Below are 14,961 nucleotides of genomic sequence, written 5' to 3' on the forward strand. Positions count from 1 at the left end.
TCCTTCAGGGCTCGATGGTCACCTTGATCGCCTCGCCGCGGGCCACGATGCCGAAGGCGTCGAGGGCATCGGCGAGGGGCAGGCGGTGGGTGATGAGGTCGGCGACGGGGACGGCGCCGGAGGCGATGAGCTGCAGCGCCTCCTTGTTGTGGGCGGGGCTGGAGCCGTTGGCGCCGACAATGGTGAGCTCGCGGTAGTGCACGACGTTGGAGTCGACGGAGACGACCGGCTTGTCCTTCGGCAGGCCGCCGAAGAAGCTGATCCTGCCCTGCCGGGCGGTCATCTGCAGCGCCTGCTCCTGGGCGGCACCGGACGCGGCGGCGGTGATGACGACGTCGGCGCCGCGGCCCTCGGTGAGCTTCATGACGGCGTCGACGACGTCGGTCTCGGCGCCGCAGATGGCGGCGTCGGGGCGGACCAGATTCGCGGCGAGGTCGAGCCGCTCCCGGTTGAGGTCCACGAGGAAGACGCGGCCGGCGCCGCGGGCGCGGGCCAGGCGCACGTGCAGGCAGCCGATCGGGCCGGAGCCGACCACGACCACGTCGTCGCCCTCGCCGACGCGGGCCAGGTTCTGGCCGTTGAGGACGCAGGCGAGCGGCTCGGCGACGGACGCCTCGGCGTAGCTGACGCCGTCGGGGATGCGGTTGAGGCCGTCGACGTCCAGGACGTTGTGCGGCACCACCATGTATTCGGCGAAGCCACCGTCGAAGTGGTACCCCATCGACACCTGCTCGGAGCAGACCGTCATGTGCCCACGCCGGCACTCGCCGCAGCGGCCGCACGGGATCGCGGCGATGACCTGGACCCGGTCGCCGGGTGCCCAGCCGGTCACGTCGGCGCCGACCTCGACGACCTCGCCGGCGATCTCGTGGCCCATGACCCGCGGCGGCACGATGTGGTGATGGCCGTGGTTGTAGATCTTCACGTCGGTGCCGCAGGTCGAGCAGGCCCGGACGCGGATCTTCACGTCGGCGGGGCCCGGGGCAGGCTCCGGCGCGTCTTCGATGCGGACGTCGCCGGGGGCGTGGAACGTCAGGACTTTCACGATGCTTCCTCTGTGAGTAGGCGGATGACGAAGTCGGCATCCGTCGCGTTTCGCAAGGCCTCCGCGCGGGCGGGGTCCATCAACACCTCGGCGAGCGAGGCCAGGATGTCGATGTGGCCGTCCCCGGCGGCGGCGATGGCGACGCAGACGCGCACGTCGTTGCCGTCCCAGTCGACGCCGTCGGGGAAGCGCAGCACCGCGAGCGCGTCGCGGCGCACGTTCTCCTTGCTGTTCAACGTGCCGTGCGGGATGGCGACGCCCTCCCCGATGTACGTGGAGACGCTCTGCTCGCGGGCGAGCATGGCATCGACGTAGTCCTCACTGACGGCGCCCACCGAGACGAGCACCTCGCCGCAGCGGCGGATCGCCTCGTCCCGCGATCCGGCCCGCTCCTGGAGCCGGATCGCGTCGTCGGTCAGCAGGTCAGCCACTGAGCTCACCGCCGCGTTGGACGGCGTTGACCACCTTCGTCACCGCTGGGTCGCCGATGAACACCTGGATGGGCACGATCACCTTGTCGGGGGCGCTGACCCGGGCCCGGGCGGCGAGGCCCTGGTGGCAGATGACCACGTCGGCGTCGGCCGGGATCCTGTTGACCGGGGTGTGCTCGACGATGACCGAACTCTTCGACAGCTGCCGCCGCAGGGTGCTGGCGAGCATGACGCTGCTGCCCATGCCGGCGTCGCATGCGACGACGACCTTCTTGATCTCGGTGCCGTTGATGGTGGGCATGAGCGCTAAACCTCCTGGCGGGCCGGGCGGGTGGGTGCGGTGCTCCCGTCAACGGCACCGTCTTCGAACGAGGCGGCGCCGTCGGCGTCGTCCGGGTCTGCCGGCGGCTCACCGCGCCCGAAGCCCAGCAGCAGCGAGGCGACCGCGAAGGTGACGGCGGCGGAGATCGCGATGCCGAGCAGGACGACGAAGTAGCCGCCCTTCGGGGTCACCGCCATGTAGGCGAAGATGCTGCCGGGCGCCGGGGTGGCGACCAGTCCGGCACCGGTGATCATGAAGGTGCCGACGCCTGCCGCGCCACCGGCGATCATGGCGAGGATCAGCTTGGGCTTCATCAGCACGTACGGGAAGTAGATCTCGTGGATGCCGCCGAGGAACTGCACGATGATCGCGGCCGGGACGCTGGGGCGCAGCGCGCGGGGGCCGAAGAGCATGAACGCGAGCAGCAGGCCGAGGCCCGGGCCGGGGTTCGACTCGATCATGAACAGGATGGACTTGCCCTTGTCGGCGGCCTCGGCGACGCCGAGCGGGCCGAGCACGCCGTGGTTGATGGCGTTGTTGAGGAACAGCACCTTCGCCGGCTCGACCAGGACCGAGGTGAGCGGCAGCAGGTCCTTGTCGACGAGCCAGTCGACGCCCGAGCCGGCGCGCTTGGTGAGCCACTCGACGACGGGGCCGATGCCGTAGACGCCGCCGATGGCCATGGCGCCGCCGATGATGCCGGCGCTGAAGTTGTCGACCAGCATCTCGAAGCCGGGACGGATCCGGTTCTCCACGAGCCCGTCGAAGAGCTTGAGGATGTACGCGGTCAGCGGGCCGATGATCATGGCGCCGAGGAACATCGGCACGTCGGCGCCGATGACCAGGCCCATGGTGGCGACCGCGCCGACGACCGCGCCGCGCTGGCCGTGCACCAGCCGGCCGCCGGTGTAGCCGATCAGGACCGGGAGCAGCACGGTGATCATCGGGCCGACGAGCCCGGCGAGCTTCGCGTTGGGCAGCCAGCCGGTCGGGATGAACAGTGCGGTGATCAGCCCCCAGGCGATGAAGGCGCCGATGTTGGGCATGACCATGGCGGCCAGGTAGCCGCCCACGCGTTGCACGGAGGCCTTGAAGCCGCCGCCTTGGACCTGCGGGGTGTAGGTCGACACGGGGTTCTCCTTCAGGAGGGCGGGCCGGAGCGCAGCAGGGGGCGGAGCTGGTCCGGTTGGGGGTGGATGGTGACGTTGTGGCGGATCAGGTCGGCGGGGCCGGGCATGCGGCTGCCGGGCAGGCTGACCGCGGCGGCGCCCCAGGCGAGGCCTTCGGCGAGGGCGGCGGCGCCGCGGGCGCCGGCGGCGAGGAATCCGGCGAGCAGCGCGTCGCCGGCGCCGACGGTGCTGCGCGGGCGCACCACGGGGCAGGTGCCGGCGATGACGCCGTCGGTGTCGACGAGGACCGCGCCGTCGGCGCCGAGGCTGGCGACGACCGCGCCGGCGCCCCAGGCGCGCAGCTGCTGGCAGGCCTCGACGACGGCGGCGAGGTCGGGCAGCGGCGCGCCGACGACCTCGGCGAGCTCGTCACGGTTGGGCTTGAGCAGGGTCGCCCCGGCCAGCGCGGCCTCGCGCAGGGCGGGGCCGCTGGTGTCGACGGCGACCCGGATGCCGGCGGCCCGCAGCCGGCGGCAGAGCAGCGCATAGGAGTCGTCCGGCAGCCCCGGTGGGACGCTGCCGCACAGCACGACCCAGTCGGCGCTGCCGGCGCGGGTCAGGACGCGGTCGGTGATCTCGTCGAACTCGGCGCGGAACATCGCCGGGCCGGGCTCGTTGACCTTGGTGACCGTGCCGTCGGGCTCGGCCAGGGTGATGTTGGAACGGGTCCGGCCGGTGATCGGGACCGCGAGGACCTCGACCCCTTCGCCCTTGAGCAGCCGGACGAGCTGGCCGCCCTCGTCGCCGCCGCAGGGCAGGACCGCCACGGACGGCACCCCGTTGGCCAGCAGCGCCCGGGACACGTTGACGCCCTTGCCGCCGGGGTCGAGGTGGGCGGCGGTGGCGCGGATGACCTCGCCGCGGGTCAGCGCCTCCACCTCGACGGCGCGGTCGAGGCTCGGATTCAGCGTGACGGTGACGATCATGCGCGGGTCACCCGCACGCCGGCGGCCTCGAGGTCGCCGACCAGGTCGCTGTCGGCGACGGTGTCGGTGATGAGCAGGTCCAGGTCGGCGAGCTCGCCGAAGCGGGCCAGGTAGTCGTTGCCGAGCTTGGTGTGGTCGGCGAGCAGGACCGCGCGCCGGGCGGCGCGGATCATCGCCCGCTTGACCGCGGCCTCGGCCGGGTCGGGGGTGGTCAGGCCGCGCTCGACGGAGATGCCGTTGGTGCCGAGGAACGCCACGTCGACGTACAGGTCCGCGAGGGGCCGCAGCGACCAGTCGTCGACGGTGGCGAGGGTCTTGCCGCGGACCCGGCCGCCGAGCAGCAGCACGTTGAGGTTGGGGCGGACCCCGAGGGTGGTGGCGATGACCGGGGAGTTGACCACGACGGTCAGCTCCCGGTCGGCGGGCAGGAGCTGCGCCAGCCGGGCGGTGGTGGTGCCGGCGTCGAGGATGATGGCGCCCTCCTCGGGCACCTCGGCGAGCGCGACCTTGGCGATGCGCTCCTTCTCCTCGATGAGGACCGCGTCGCGGGCCGCCAGGGCGGGCTCGAAACCGATCCGTTCGACCGGGATCGCCCCGCCGTGCACCCGGCGCAGGACGCCAGCCCGCTCCAGCATGGTGAGGTCCCGGCGGATGGTCTCCGACGTGACGTTGAGCTCGTCGGCCAGCCCGGCGACCTCGACCCGGCCCTGCTCGCGGGCGATCCGGAGGATCTCCTGCTGCCGTTCTTCGGCGTACATCGTGTTGTTTCACCGCCGTTTCGTTTTGCTTGTGCTTTGTTTACGCCCGCTTGTGTTGGAAGTCAAGAGTGGGCCCACAACGAACCAGATGGCGAGCACGAGGGACACCTGACCGGCGCCGGCCTTGAGCGCGACGGTGCGCGCGGGGTCGCCGATCCACCAGATGCCGACGCCGAGCAGTGCGCAGGTGATGGCCCACGCGATCGCCGCGAGACCGAAGAGGCGCCACTCGTGCGCGCGCTTGTCGACGGGCTTCTGCGGCGCGGGGCCGCCCGCGAAGCGGTGCGCGAACCGCACATCGGCCCAGCGCACCATGGACGGCCCGAATGCGAGGGAGAAACCGAGGTACAGCGCGGCGAGCGCGTGCCGCGGCCCGGCCGTGGCGCCTCCGTGCAGGTCCGCCGCGCACGCGACGAGCAGCACCAGGTCGACGAGGGGCACGGCGGCCAGCACGGCCGCACCGGCCCGAGGGCGGCGCAGCGGGTACCGCAGGAGCAGGCCGACCGCCAGGACGGCCCAGAAGGCAATCTCACAACCGATGATGAATCCGATGACCATGTCCTGAGCGTCGCGTGCGGCACGCCCCGACGCGTCGGCCGCGGCGACGGCTCGGGTGTACATCCTTCGTCGCATATCGGGAGTTGCCGCCCGGGTGGTGGAATCGGGGCATGAAGGGACGCACCGTCGACGTCGTGCTGGCCGGCACCGGGCTCGGCGTGGGCCTGCTCATGCTCGTCACCGGGCAGTACCACGCCAGGGCCGGGGTCGGCTGGCTGCTGCCGCCCCTCGTCGTGTGCTGCGCGGCGCTGCTGCTGCGGCGCACCGCACCCCTGGCGTCGGTGCTGATCGGCACCGCCGCGGTCACCGCCGACGTGGTGGTCGGGCCGTCGCTGGCCACGCCGCTGGTCTACACGCAGGTCCTGTACGACGCGTGCGTGCACGGCCGCCAGTCCCTGGCCCGGGCGCTGCTGGCCTGCTCCGTCGTCGGCTCGGTGGTGACCGCGGTCGTGGCCCTGGTGGTGTTCCGTGACGTGCAGGCCCTCGGCCTGGCGATCCTGCTCGCGCTGGTCACCGTCGTGCCGGTGCTGACCGGCACGCACGTGCGGCACCACCGGGAGCAGGCGCAGATCGCGCGGCAGCTGGTCCGTCTCGCCGAGCTGGACCGGGCCAACGCCGTCGCCTCCGAGCGGGCCCGGATGGCCCGGGAGCTGCACGACGTCATCGCCAACCACCTCAGCGCCGTGGCGATCCACGCGACCGCGGCGCTGAGCACCGACCTCGGGCCCGGCGGCACCCGCGACGCGCTGCGGGTCATCCGCGAGAACAGCGTCCGGGGCCTCACCGAGATGCGCCAGCTGGTCGGGTTCCTACGTGACCCCGCGGGCGGGTCGGCCGCCGAGGACGTCACGGCCGGGCTGGCCGACCTCGAGGATCTCGCCGGCCGGGCCAGGCGTTCGGGTCTGGCGGTGGCGGTGTCGGTACGGGGTACGCCCGCCGACCTGCCGACCTCGGTGGACCTGGCCGCCTACCGCATCGTGCAGGAGTCGCTCACCAACGCCCTCAAGCACGGCGACGGCGGCCGGGTCACGGTCGAGGTCGCCTACCAGCCGTCCACGGTGGACATCTCGGTGGCCTCATCGCTGATCGACAAGGCGACCCGGGCCGACGGCGCCGGCGCGGGCGTGATCGGCATGCGGGAGCGGGCCGAGCTGCTCGGCGGCTCGTTGGACGCCGGCCCGCGCGACGGCGGCTGGCTGGTCGCGGCGCGGCTCCCCCGCGAGGTCACGGCATGACCGGCCAGCGCAGCGGCTCGGGCCGGTCATCAGCAGAGCAGTCCTGGGTCACGCGCCCGGAACGAAGTGAGGACGCATGACCGGCCAGCGCAGCGGCTCGGGCCGGTCAACAGCAGAACAGCCCCGGGTCACGCGCCCGGAACGAAGTGAGGACGCATGACCGGCCAGCGCAGCGGCTCGGGCCGGTCAACAGCAGAACAGCCCCGGGTCACGCGCCCGGAACGAAGTGAGGACGCATGACCGTGCGGGTGCTGGTCGCGGACGACCAGGGCGCGGTGCGGGCCGGCCTGGTGCTCATCCTGGGCTCCGCGCCCGACCTCGAGGTGGTCGGCGAGGCCGCCGACGGGCAGCAGGCGATCGACCTGGCCCGTGAGCTGCGCCCCGACGTCGTGGTCCTCGACGTGCGGATGCCGCGCCTCGACGGCATCGCCGCCACCCGCGAGCTCGTGGCCGCGGGCGTGCCGGGCGTGCTGATCCTGACCACGTTCGACCTGGACGAGTACGTGTTCGGCGCGCTGCGGGCCGGCGCCGCCGGCTTCCTGCTCAAGGACGCCGAGGCCGCCGACCTGCTCGCCGCCGTGCGTGCGGTCGCCCGCGGCGACGGGGTGATGGCGCCCGCGGTGACCCGGCGGGTCATCGCCACGTTCGCGGGCCCGCCCGCGCCGCCGGTCGACCTCGACGGGCTCACGGAGCGTGAGCGCGACGTGCTGCGCTGCCTCGCCGACGGGCTGTCCAACGCCGAGATCGCCACCCGGCTCGGCATCGCCGAGGCGACGACGAAGACGCACGTGAGCCGGGTCCTGGCGAAACTCGGCCTGCGCAGCCGGGTCCAGGCCGCGATCGCCGCCCGGGGCCTCAGCATCGACTGAGGCCCCGGGCGACTTCGTCAGCTCAGTGGCACCGAGGCCGGGGTGATCGGGGCCGGCAGCCGGCCGCCGCCGCCCAGGTACTGGTGGACCGCCGCGGCCGCGGAGCGGCCTTCCGCGATCGCCCAGACGATCAGCGACGGGCCGCGACGGGCGTCACCGGCCACGAACACGCCCGGGGCGGAGGTCTGCCAGTCCTTGTCGGTGTCGATCGTGCCGCGGCGGTTGCGGGTCAGCTCGGCCTGCTCCAGGTGCGGGCCGGGCTGCGTGCCGGCGAAGCCGATCGCCAGGAACGCCAGGTCGGCCGGGATCTCCCGGACGGTGCCCTCGACCTCGGTCAGCGTGAAACCCGGGCCGAGGACGACGTCGACGAGCTCGACCGCCCGCAGCTGCCCGTCGTCGTCGCCGATGAAGCGGCGGATCGTGCAGCCGTAGTTGCGCTGGCCACCCTCCTCGTGGGCGGAGGCGGTGCGCAGCATGATCGGCCAGGTCGGCCACGGGTTGCGGCTGGCGTCGCGCTGCGGCGGCGGCAGCGGCACGACCTCGACGAGCTGCACGCTCACCGCGCCCTGGCGGTGCGCGGTGCCGAGGCAGTCCGCGGCCGTGTCACCGCCGCCGACGACGATGACGTGCTTGCCCGCCGCGGAGATCGGCGGGGCGTCCAGCTTGCCGGCGACGACCTTGTTGGAGCCCTCCAGGTACACCATCGCCTGATGGATGCCGGCGAGGTCGCGTCCCGGGGTCTCGGGCACGTCGCGGGCGTCGAGCGCGCCGCAGGCCAGCACGACGGCGTCGTGCCGCTGGCGCAGCTCGGCGAGGGAGACGTCCACGCCCACAGCGCAGTTGGTGACGAACGTCACGCCCTCCGCCACCATCTGGGCCAGCCGCGCGTCGATGTGATGCTTCTCGAACTTGAAGTCCGGGATGCCGTAGCGCAGCAGACCGCCGGGTGCGTCGCTGCGCTCGTACACCGTGGTCGCGTGCCCGGCGCGGGCCAGCTGCTGCGCCGCGGCGAGGCCCGCCGGTCCGGAGCCGACCACGGCCACCGTGCGGCCCGACGGCGCCACCGACGGGAAGGGCCGCAGCGGCCCGTCGTCGGTGGCGCGGTTGATGATCTCGACCTCGACCTGCTTGATCGTGACCGGGTCGTCCCCGATGCCGAGGACGCAGGCGGCCTCGCACGGCGCCGGGCAGAGCCGGCCGGTGAACTCGGGGAAGTTGTTGGTCGCGTGCAGCGTGTCGGCGGCGCGGTCCCAGTCGCCGGTGCGCACCAGGTCGTTCCAGTCCGGGATCAGGTTGCCCAGCGGGCAGCCGTTGTGGCAGTACGGCACGCCGCAGTTCATGCACCGGCTGGCCTGCTCGTGGATCAGCTGGCCGTCGGCGCGCTGGTAGACGTCGTGCCAGTCGGCGACCCGCTCGGGGACCGGCCGCAGCAGCGGGAGTTGACGACCGTACTTCATGAAGCCAGTCGGGTCTGGCACAGCTGACCTCCACCGTTGCCTGGCGGTGCATCGGAACACGGTGGGACAGCGTTGGCCCGGCCTGTCGGTGCGGCCGTGCAAAGCCGCGGAACGCACCATAGCCGTTACGCCCATGTTTCCCACAAGGGGCCCGTCCTGCCCAATGCGCCACACCCGGCCGGCGCGGTCTTGACATGTGACCTATTGGTCACATAACTTTGGGTAGTGGATGACGACGACCGCGTGTTCAAGGCCCTCGCCGATCCCACCCGCCGGTTCCTGCTCGACCTGCTCTTCGCGCGTGACGGCCGCACGCTCACGGAGCTCGAGTCGGAGCTGGAGATGTCCCGCTTCGGCGTCATGAAGCACCTCAAGGTGCTCGAAGAGGCCGACCTCGTCGTGACCCGGCGGGCCGGGCGGGAGAAGTTGCACTTCCTCAACCCGATCCCGATCCGCCAGGTCCACGACCGGTGGATCGACAAGTACACCGAACACCACGTCACGGCACTGCTGGAGCTGAAAGCCGAACTCGAGGAGAACGAACCATGAGCAGCACGCAGGTGTACAAGGTCTACATCAAGGCCACCCCGCAGAAGATCTGGGACGCGATCACCACTCCCGAGTGGACGTCGCGCTACGGGTACCGCGGCGCCAACCACATGGACCTGCGCCCCGGTGGCGAGTTCCGCGGCATGTCGAACGAGGGCATGATCGCCGCCGGCGCCCCGGAGCTCGGGGTCGACGGCGAGATCGTCGAGGTCGACGCGCCGTTCCGCCTGGTGCAGACCTGGCGGATGCTGATGGACCCGAACAACGTGCCGGAGGGGTTCACCCGGCTCACGTACCAGCTGAAGGAGGGCAAGGACGGCGTCACGTCGCTGACCGTGACCCACGAGATCGGCGACGAGGCCGGCCTGGCCGAGATGCTCGCCGGTGACCTGGAGGACATGGGCGCCGGCGGCGGCTGGCCGTGGATCCTCAGCGATCTCAAGTCGCTGCTGGAGACCGGCGTCGCGATGGCCGGCTGAGGCAGACCTGGCCGCCGGTGGCGCGATACATCCCATGTATCCGCCAGCGGCGGCCGTGTCATCACGGGTCGTCTCGGACGATGCAGGCATTGACGAAGCCAGACGTCCAATGTTGACTGCATGTCACACGAGAGGGACTCGACGGCGCGAGGCACCCGCTCCCAGATTCGAAGGAGAGTTTCTGTGGGCAAGCCCCGCCGACTCGCCCTCCTGGCGGCCGCCACCGTCCTGTTGGGCACGTTCGTCACACTGATCCACGGCCCGAACGCCACCGCGTCGACGACCGACGAGGCGTTCAACCCCGGCACCGGCGCGCTCGACGTCAACTACGCCGGGTACATGGGCAAGCACGACATCGTGTACAACAGCCCTCAGACCAACCCGCTGCACGGGCTGACCGTCGGCAACGGCAGGACCGGCGCGATGGTGTGGAACGCCAACGGGCTCACCATGCAGGTCTCCGGCGTCGACCTGTCGCAGCAGTCGGCGTTCGCGGCGGGCCTGGTGAACCTCAACACCAGCCCCGGCCTGGACACCGGCGCCGACGGCTACCAGCAGCGGCTGTCGCTGTACAACGGGACCCTGACCACCCGGTACACCTCCGGCCGCAGCGTCACCGTCATGGGCGTGCCCGGCTCCGAGGTGATGGGCGTGCACGTCGAGGACGACCGCACCGGCCTCGGCACGACCACGCTCGACCTGAGCATGTGGGACCCGAACTCGGTCACCAACAGCGCCGACGTGCCCAACCTGGACACCTGGAAGCAGGTGAGCACGTTCGCCGACGCGACCGCCGCCGGGTTCAGCCGCGGTCAGAGCGACCCGAACGGGTTCGGCTACACCTTCGCCGCGACGGTGGAGGGCGCCGCGTACACCACGCAGGTCGTCAACGGCACCCGGGTGCGGCTCAACATCACGCCGACCGGCAGCTACACGATCTGGTTCACCGCGGCGAGCCGGGTCAACTCCCCCGGCGCCAACTCGGTGACCCAGGCCCGCAACCAGCTCGCGGCGGCGAAGAGCACCGGGTACCTCACCAACCTCAACAACTACCGCGACTGGTGGCACGCGTTCTGGGCGAAGAGCTTCGTGCAGTACAGCGGCGCCCCTCAAGGGCAGTACGGCAACACCGGCGACTACCTGGAGAACGTGTACTACCTGTCGACGTACATGATCGCCGCCGGCGGGTACGGCAACTACCCGCTGCACTTCATCAACGGCGTGTTCCGGGCGACCGAGGACCGCACCAAGTGGAGCAACGGCTACTGGTTCTGGAACCAGCGCGACGTCTACAACTCGTTCCTGGCCTCCAACCACGTCGACCTGTTCGCCACCGAGAACAAGCTGTACAGCCGCAACCTCACCGCGTTGAAGGCCTACACGCAGACCAGGTACGGCATCGACGGGCTGTGGGTGCCGGAGACGATGGGCTGGGACGGCAACGCGCGCGGCACCGTCGGTAGCGACTTCGTCAACGACATCTACTCCACCGGCACCGAGGCCGCGTACAACATGTACCTGCAGTACCGGTACACGAACGACACCGCGTACCTGCAGAACACCGCGTACCCGTACATGCGCGAGGCGGTCAAGTTCTACCAGTCGAAGCTCAGCTACGACGCCGGCACAGGCCGCTACTACATGGCCACGTCGAACGCGCACGAGACGTACTGGGACGTCAAGAACGCCATCACGGACCTCGCCGCGGTGCGGCTGCTGTTCCCGCTCACGATCCAGGTCAGCAACCAGCTCGGCCTCGACGCCGGCCTGCGCGCCGGGTGGCAGAACGTGCTGGACCGCATCGAGCCGTACAAGACCAGCAACGGCGCGTGGCTGCCGCACGACCCGCCGGCGCCCGCGCAGCAGCGCAACGGTGAGAACGTCACCTCGGAGCTGATCTGGCCCTACGACCTGACCGGCATCGGCGCGCCCGACTACCAGACCGCGCTCAACAGCTGGAACACCCGGCCCAACCCGTACAGCAACGTCTGGGCCAACGACGCCGTCCAGGCCGCCCGCCTCGGCCTCGGCGACCAGGCGCTGCAGGGCATGAAGCTCATGCTCCAGCGCTACCAGAACTACCCCAACGGCATGACCAACAACACCAACGGCGTCTTCGAGTACCTCGGCGTGCACCTCGCCGCGATGAACGAGACGCTGCTGCAGTCCTACAACGACAAGATCCGGGTGTTCCCCGCGGCGCCGAACGACACCAACTTCGTCGGGAAGTTCACGCTGCTGGCCAAGGACGGGTTCCAGGTCAGCTCGGAGCGGGAGGGCAACGAGACCAAGTACGTGGGCCTGAAGAGCCTCTACGGCAAGCAGGCCCGGGTGGTGAACCCGTGGGGCACCGCCGAGATCCGGGTCCGCCGGGCGTCGGACAACGTGACCGTCACGACCACCACCGCCGGCGAGGTCACCTTCGCCACCGCGGCCGGCACCGTCTACATCGTGGAGCGGACCGCGAAGCCGCTGACGTCGTACACCTCGACCTCGCTCAACGGCACGCAGAACAACGGCGTGAAGGCGCTGTCGGGCACCGCCTCCACGCTCGGCACCGGCGGATCGGGCACGCCCGGCCTGGTCAACGACACCTCGCTGACCTACGACGCGAACTGGTTCCACACCACCGGGCGCGGCTACGGCGACTACAACGACGACACCCACCACTCCACCACCGTCAACGCCGCCGCCAGCTACACGTTCACCGGCACCGGCGTGGAGCTGCTGTCGGAACGGTTCAGCGACATGGGCAACGTCGACGTGTACATCGACAACGTCCTGCAGGCCAACGTGAACCTCAACGCGTCCGGCGCCCGCCAGGCACAGCAGGTGGTGTACAGCAAGACCGGCCTGACCAACGGCAGCCACACCATCCGCATCGTGAACAGGACGACCTCGGTCGGCATGGTCGACGCGCTGCGGATCATCACCGGCGGCACCCCGCCGATCAGCGGCTCGACGCTCATGGCACAGGTCAACAGCCGCTACGTCAGCGCCGCCTCCGGGCCGCTGATCGCGAACACGACGACCGTCAGCGTGTCGGAGCAGTTCGACGTCGTGGACCTCGGCAACGGCAACGTCGCCCTGAAGGCCAAGGTCAACGGTCAGTTCGTGTGCGCGGAGAACGCCGGCGCCAACCCGCTCGTGGCCAACCGCGCGGCGGCCGGCGCGTGGGAGACGTTCAAGCTGATCCGCAACTCCGACGGCACCGTCAGTCTGCAGGCCACCGTCAACAGCAAGTACGTGGTCGCCGAGAGCGCCGGCGCCGCCGCGCTCATCGCCAACCGCGACGCGATCGGCCCGTGGGAGAAGTTCATCCTCGCGGCGTCGTAGGTCACCCGCCGGGTGGGGCCCGCCAGCCCCACCCGGCGCCACCGGAAGGACACACCCGCATGCATCGCACCCGCCTCACCCGGCGTGGGCTGCTCGGCGCCAACCGCACCGCTGTCGGCCAGTGGGAGAAGTTCGACCTCGTCACCCCGTGACGCGGCGCCGTGCGAGCCCTCGCCCCGCGGCCGTCACGGGGCGAGGGCGAGCTCCCGCGGCGGGGCGGTGAAGTCGCGGGCGGGCAGCGGGCCCAGGCCGTCGTGCACGACGGTGGCGACCGCCGCGACGGCGCCCTCCGGCACGCCGTCGGCGACCGGCACCGGGCCGCCGTTCACTCCCGGCGGGGCCCCGATCATGCCGGCGGTGGCCAGCTGCGGGGAGGCGACCACGACGGAGAACGCACGGCGGTTGCCGGTCAGACCGTACTGGCCGGACACCGGGCGCCCCACCGCGTCGCGCACGGTCGTGGTCAGGACCTTGCCGGCGCCGCAGCGGTCGCCGAACGCGGAGTGGTCGCCGAGCGGGCAGCGGCCCGCGTCGATCGCGGCGCGGGCCACCTCGGGCCGCAGCACCGGCTCGCAGCGCGGCCCGACGCCGGGAACCGCCCGGCCGGCGGCGTCGGCGACCCGGGCGACCGGGAGCGGATCGCAGCGGGTGCCGTCCGCGGCGAGGGTCGCGTACACGTTGGCCAGGTCCAGCGCGGTCGTCGCCGAGACACCGAGCGTGAACGCGCCCCACGACGCGCCGCTCGCCGGCTTGCTGAGCATCTGGTCCTCCTTGGCCCGCAGGACGATGCCCAGCCGCTGGGCCACGGCGATCGCCTTGTCCACGCCGAGCCGCTCCTGCAGCGCCACGAAGTAGGTCACCACCGAGTGCCCGAACGCGTCCCACATGGTGCGCCGCCCCGACAGGTACGCCGGATCGCCGGTGTTGGCGGGGCACCAGTGCCCGCCGTTGCAGGCCACCGGGCTGTGCGGGTCGATCCTGTAGTTCGACTCGTACACCCGCTTCGTGTCGATCGCGTGGTCCAGCCTCAGTCCGCTGTCCAGCGCCGCGACCAGCGTGAACATCATGAACGTCGCCCCGGCCTCGTCACCGGGCGTGTCCTCGTCGCCGGAGACGAGCGGGTCCACCAGATCGGGTCCGCCTGACCGCCACGGCGGCTGATCCTGACCCGCCGGGCTCGGCGGCGGCGGCGGGCGGCGGAAGTTGCGGTTCGCGGCCATCGCCTTGACCAGGCCGGTGCCCGGCTCGATCGTGGCCAGCGAGAACACCTTCGGGTCGCTGACCGGCAGGGTCGCGTCCACCCGCTGCTTCGCAACCGCCTGCAGCCGCGGGTCGAGCGAACCGCCGATGCGATACCCACCGTGCCGCAACCGGTCGAGCCGCTGCGGCACGTCGACCCCGAACGCCTCCTGCGCCTGCCACCACGTGACCACGAGGTCGCAGAAGTAGCCCCAGTCGTTGACCGGCACCCGCAGGCAGCTCTCCCGGGGGTCGTCGGCGTCGAATCGGGCGATCAGCGTCGTGCCGTCGGCGGCGTACAGCTCCGACGCCCGCCGCGGCTCGGGTGACGCCGCCGCCGGCGTGGCGGGCTTCCCGCTGTCCTGTGAACGCCACAGGACGACGCCCAGCGCCGCGGCGAGCACCACGACCACAGCCACCGCCAGCACCGCACGCCTGCTCACACCCGGCCCGGATCCATGCCCCGACTCGATGGTCGACTCACTCGTCGATGCGCCCGTCATTGCCGTTCCCCGTTCACCGCGCCTTGCTCCCCGTAAGGGGTTGGATGCTATCGATTGCCCGGCCCGGCCGCTGACCCTTCAGCAT

14 protein-coding genes are annotated in these 14,961 nt (G+C 71.6%); 5 read left to right on the forward strand and 9 right to left on the reverse strand.

Annotation, left to right across the window (positions count from 1 at the left end):
* Window positions 1–4: 4 nt before the first annotated feature.
* Genes OHA72_RS41315 through OHA72_RS41345 form a run of 7 tightly spaced genes read right to left on the reverse strand, consistent with a single transcriptional unit; the run spans window position 5 to window position 5,272 of the window.
* Window positions 5–1,045 carry a zinc-dependent dehydrogenase gene (locus OHA72_RS41315; RefSeq protein ID WP_327001529.1) on the reverse strand — a complete coding sequence of 347 codons (1,041 nt, stop codon included), beginning with the start codon at window positions 1,043–1,045 and terminating at the stop codon, window positions 5–7.
* The gene (locus OHA72_RS41320) at window positions 1,042–1,476 is read right to left on the reverse strand and encodes a PTS mannitol transporter subunit IIA (RefSeq protein ID WP_327001530.1); all 435 of its coding nucleotides are present in this window, start codon (window positions 1,474–1,476) and stop codon (window positions 1,042–1,044) included. Before OHA72_RS41320 ends, OHA72_RS41315 begins: the two co-directional genes overlap by 4 nt.
* A complete protein-coding gene (locus tag OHA72_RS41325; RefSeq protein WP_327001531.1) occupies window positions 1,469–1,777 on the reverse strand; it encodes a PTS sugar transporter subunit IIBC family protein in 309 nt (102 codons plus the stop codon). The genes OHA72_RS41320 and OHA72_RS41325 overlap by 8 nt, the downstream gene beginning before the upstream one ends.
* Before the next feature lie 5 nt (window positions 1,778–1,782).
* The gene (locus OHA72_RS41330) at window positions 1,783–2,928 is read right to left on the reverse strand and encodes a mannitol-specific PTS transporter subunit IIC (protein WP_327001532.1); all 1,146 of its coding nucleotides are present in this window, start codon (window positions 2,926–2,928) and stop codon (window positions 1,783–1,785) included.
* An 11-nt stretch (window positions 2,929–2,939) separates the two neighbouring features.
* Complete coding sequence (gene pfkB, locus OHA72_RS41335; RefSeq protein ID WP_327001533.1) at window positions 2,940–3,893, reverse strand: 1-phosphofructokinase; 954 nt, start codon at window positions 3,891–3,893, stop codon at window positions 2,940–2,942.
* Window positions 3,890–4,651: a DeoR/GlpR family DNA-binding transcription regulator gene (locus OHA72_RS41340; protein WP_327001534.1), complete on the reverse strand. Its 762-nt coding sequence runs from the start codon at window positions 4,649–4,651 to the stop codon at window positions 3,890–3,892. The genes pfkB and OHA72_RS41340 overlap by 4 nt, the downstream gene beginning before the upstream one ends.
* Window positions 4,652–4,660: 9 nt before the next feature.
* Window positions 4,661–5,272: a hypothetical protein gene (locus OHA72_RS41345; RefSeq protein WP_327001535.1), complete on the reverse strand. Its 612-nt coding sequence runs from the start codon at window positions 5,270–5,272 to the stop codon at window positions 4,661–4,663.
* Between the two features lie 47 nt (window positions 5,273–5,319).
* Between OHA72_RS41345 and OHA72_RS41350 the strand changes: the two genes are divergently transcribed.
* Window positions 5,320–6,444: a sensor histidine kinase gene (locus OHA72_RS41350; RefSeq protein ID WP_327001536.1), complete on the forward strand. Its 1,125-nt coding sequence runs from the start codon at window positions 5,320–5,322 to the stop codon at window positions 6,442–6,444.
* Window positions 6,445–6,680: 236 nt separating this feature from the next.
* Window positions 6,681–7,313: a response regulator gene (locus tag OHA72_RS41355; RefSeq protein WP_327001537.1), complete on the forward strand. Its 633-nt coding sequence runs from the start codon at window positions 6,681–6,683 to the stop codon at window positions 7,311–7,313.
* Window positions 7,314–7,330: 17 nt separating this feature from the next.
* On the opposite strand, the gene OHA72_RS41360 is transcribed toward OHA72_RS41355, so the two are convergent.
* Window positions 7,331–8,791 (reverse strand): glutamate synthase subunit beta, encoded by a 1,461-nt coding sequence (locus OHA72_RS41360; protein WP_327001538.1) that lies wholly within the window; start codon window positions 8,789–8,791, stop codon window positions 7,331–7,333.
* A gap of 204 nt (window positions 8,792–8,995) precedes the next feature.
* On the opposite strand from OHA72_RS41360, the gene OHA72_RS41365 reads away from it, so the two are divergent.
* The 3 genes from OHA72_RS41365 (at window position 8,996) to OHA72_RS41375 (ending at window position 13,134) form a co-directional block, all read left to right on the forward strand.
* Window positions 8,996–9,319: an ArsR/SmtB family transcription factor gene (locus OHA72_RS41365; protein WP_327001539.1), complete on the forward strand. Its 324-nt coding sequence runs from the start codon at window positions 8,996–8,998 to the stop codon at window positions 9,317–9,319.
* Window positions 9,316–9,798: an SRPBCC family protein gene (locus tag OHA72_RS41370; protein WP_327001540.1), complete on the forward strand. Its 483-nt coding sequence runs from the start codon at window positions 9,316–9,318 to the stop codon at window positions 9,796–9,798. The genes OHA72_RS41365 and OHA72_RS41370 overlap by 4 nt, the downstream gene beginning before the upstream one ends.
* Window positions 9,799–9,981: 183 nt before the next feature.
* Window positions 9,982–13,134, forward strand: coding sequence for a glycosyl hydrolase family 95 catalytic domain-containing protein (locus OHA72_RS41375; RefSeq protein WP_327001541.1), 3,153 nt, complete (start codon window positions 9,982–9,984; stop codon window positions 13,132–13,134).
* A 185-nt stretch (window positions 13,135–13,319) separates the two neighbouring features.
* Here the strand turns inward: OHA72_RS41375 and OHA72_RS41380 are convergent, their stop codons facing one another.
* The gene (locus tag OHA72_RS41380; protein ID WP_327001542.1) at window positions 13,320–14,792 is read right to left on the reverse strand and encodes a penicillin-binding transpeptidase domain-containing protein; all 1,473 of its coding nucleotides are present in this window, start codon (window positions 14,790–14,792) and stop codon (window positions 13,320–13,322) included.
* Window positions 14,793–14,961 lie beyond the last annotated feature (169 nt).

The organism is Dactylosporangium sp. NBC_01737 (genome assembly GCF_035963215.1).
Taxonomy (GTDB): Bacteria; Actinomycetota; Actinomycetes; order Mycobacteriales; family Micromonosporaceae; genus Dactylosporangium.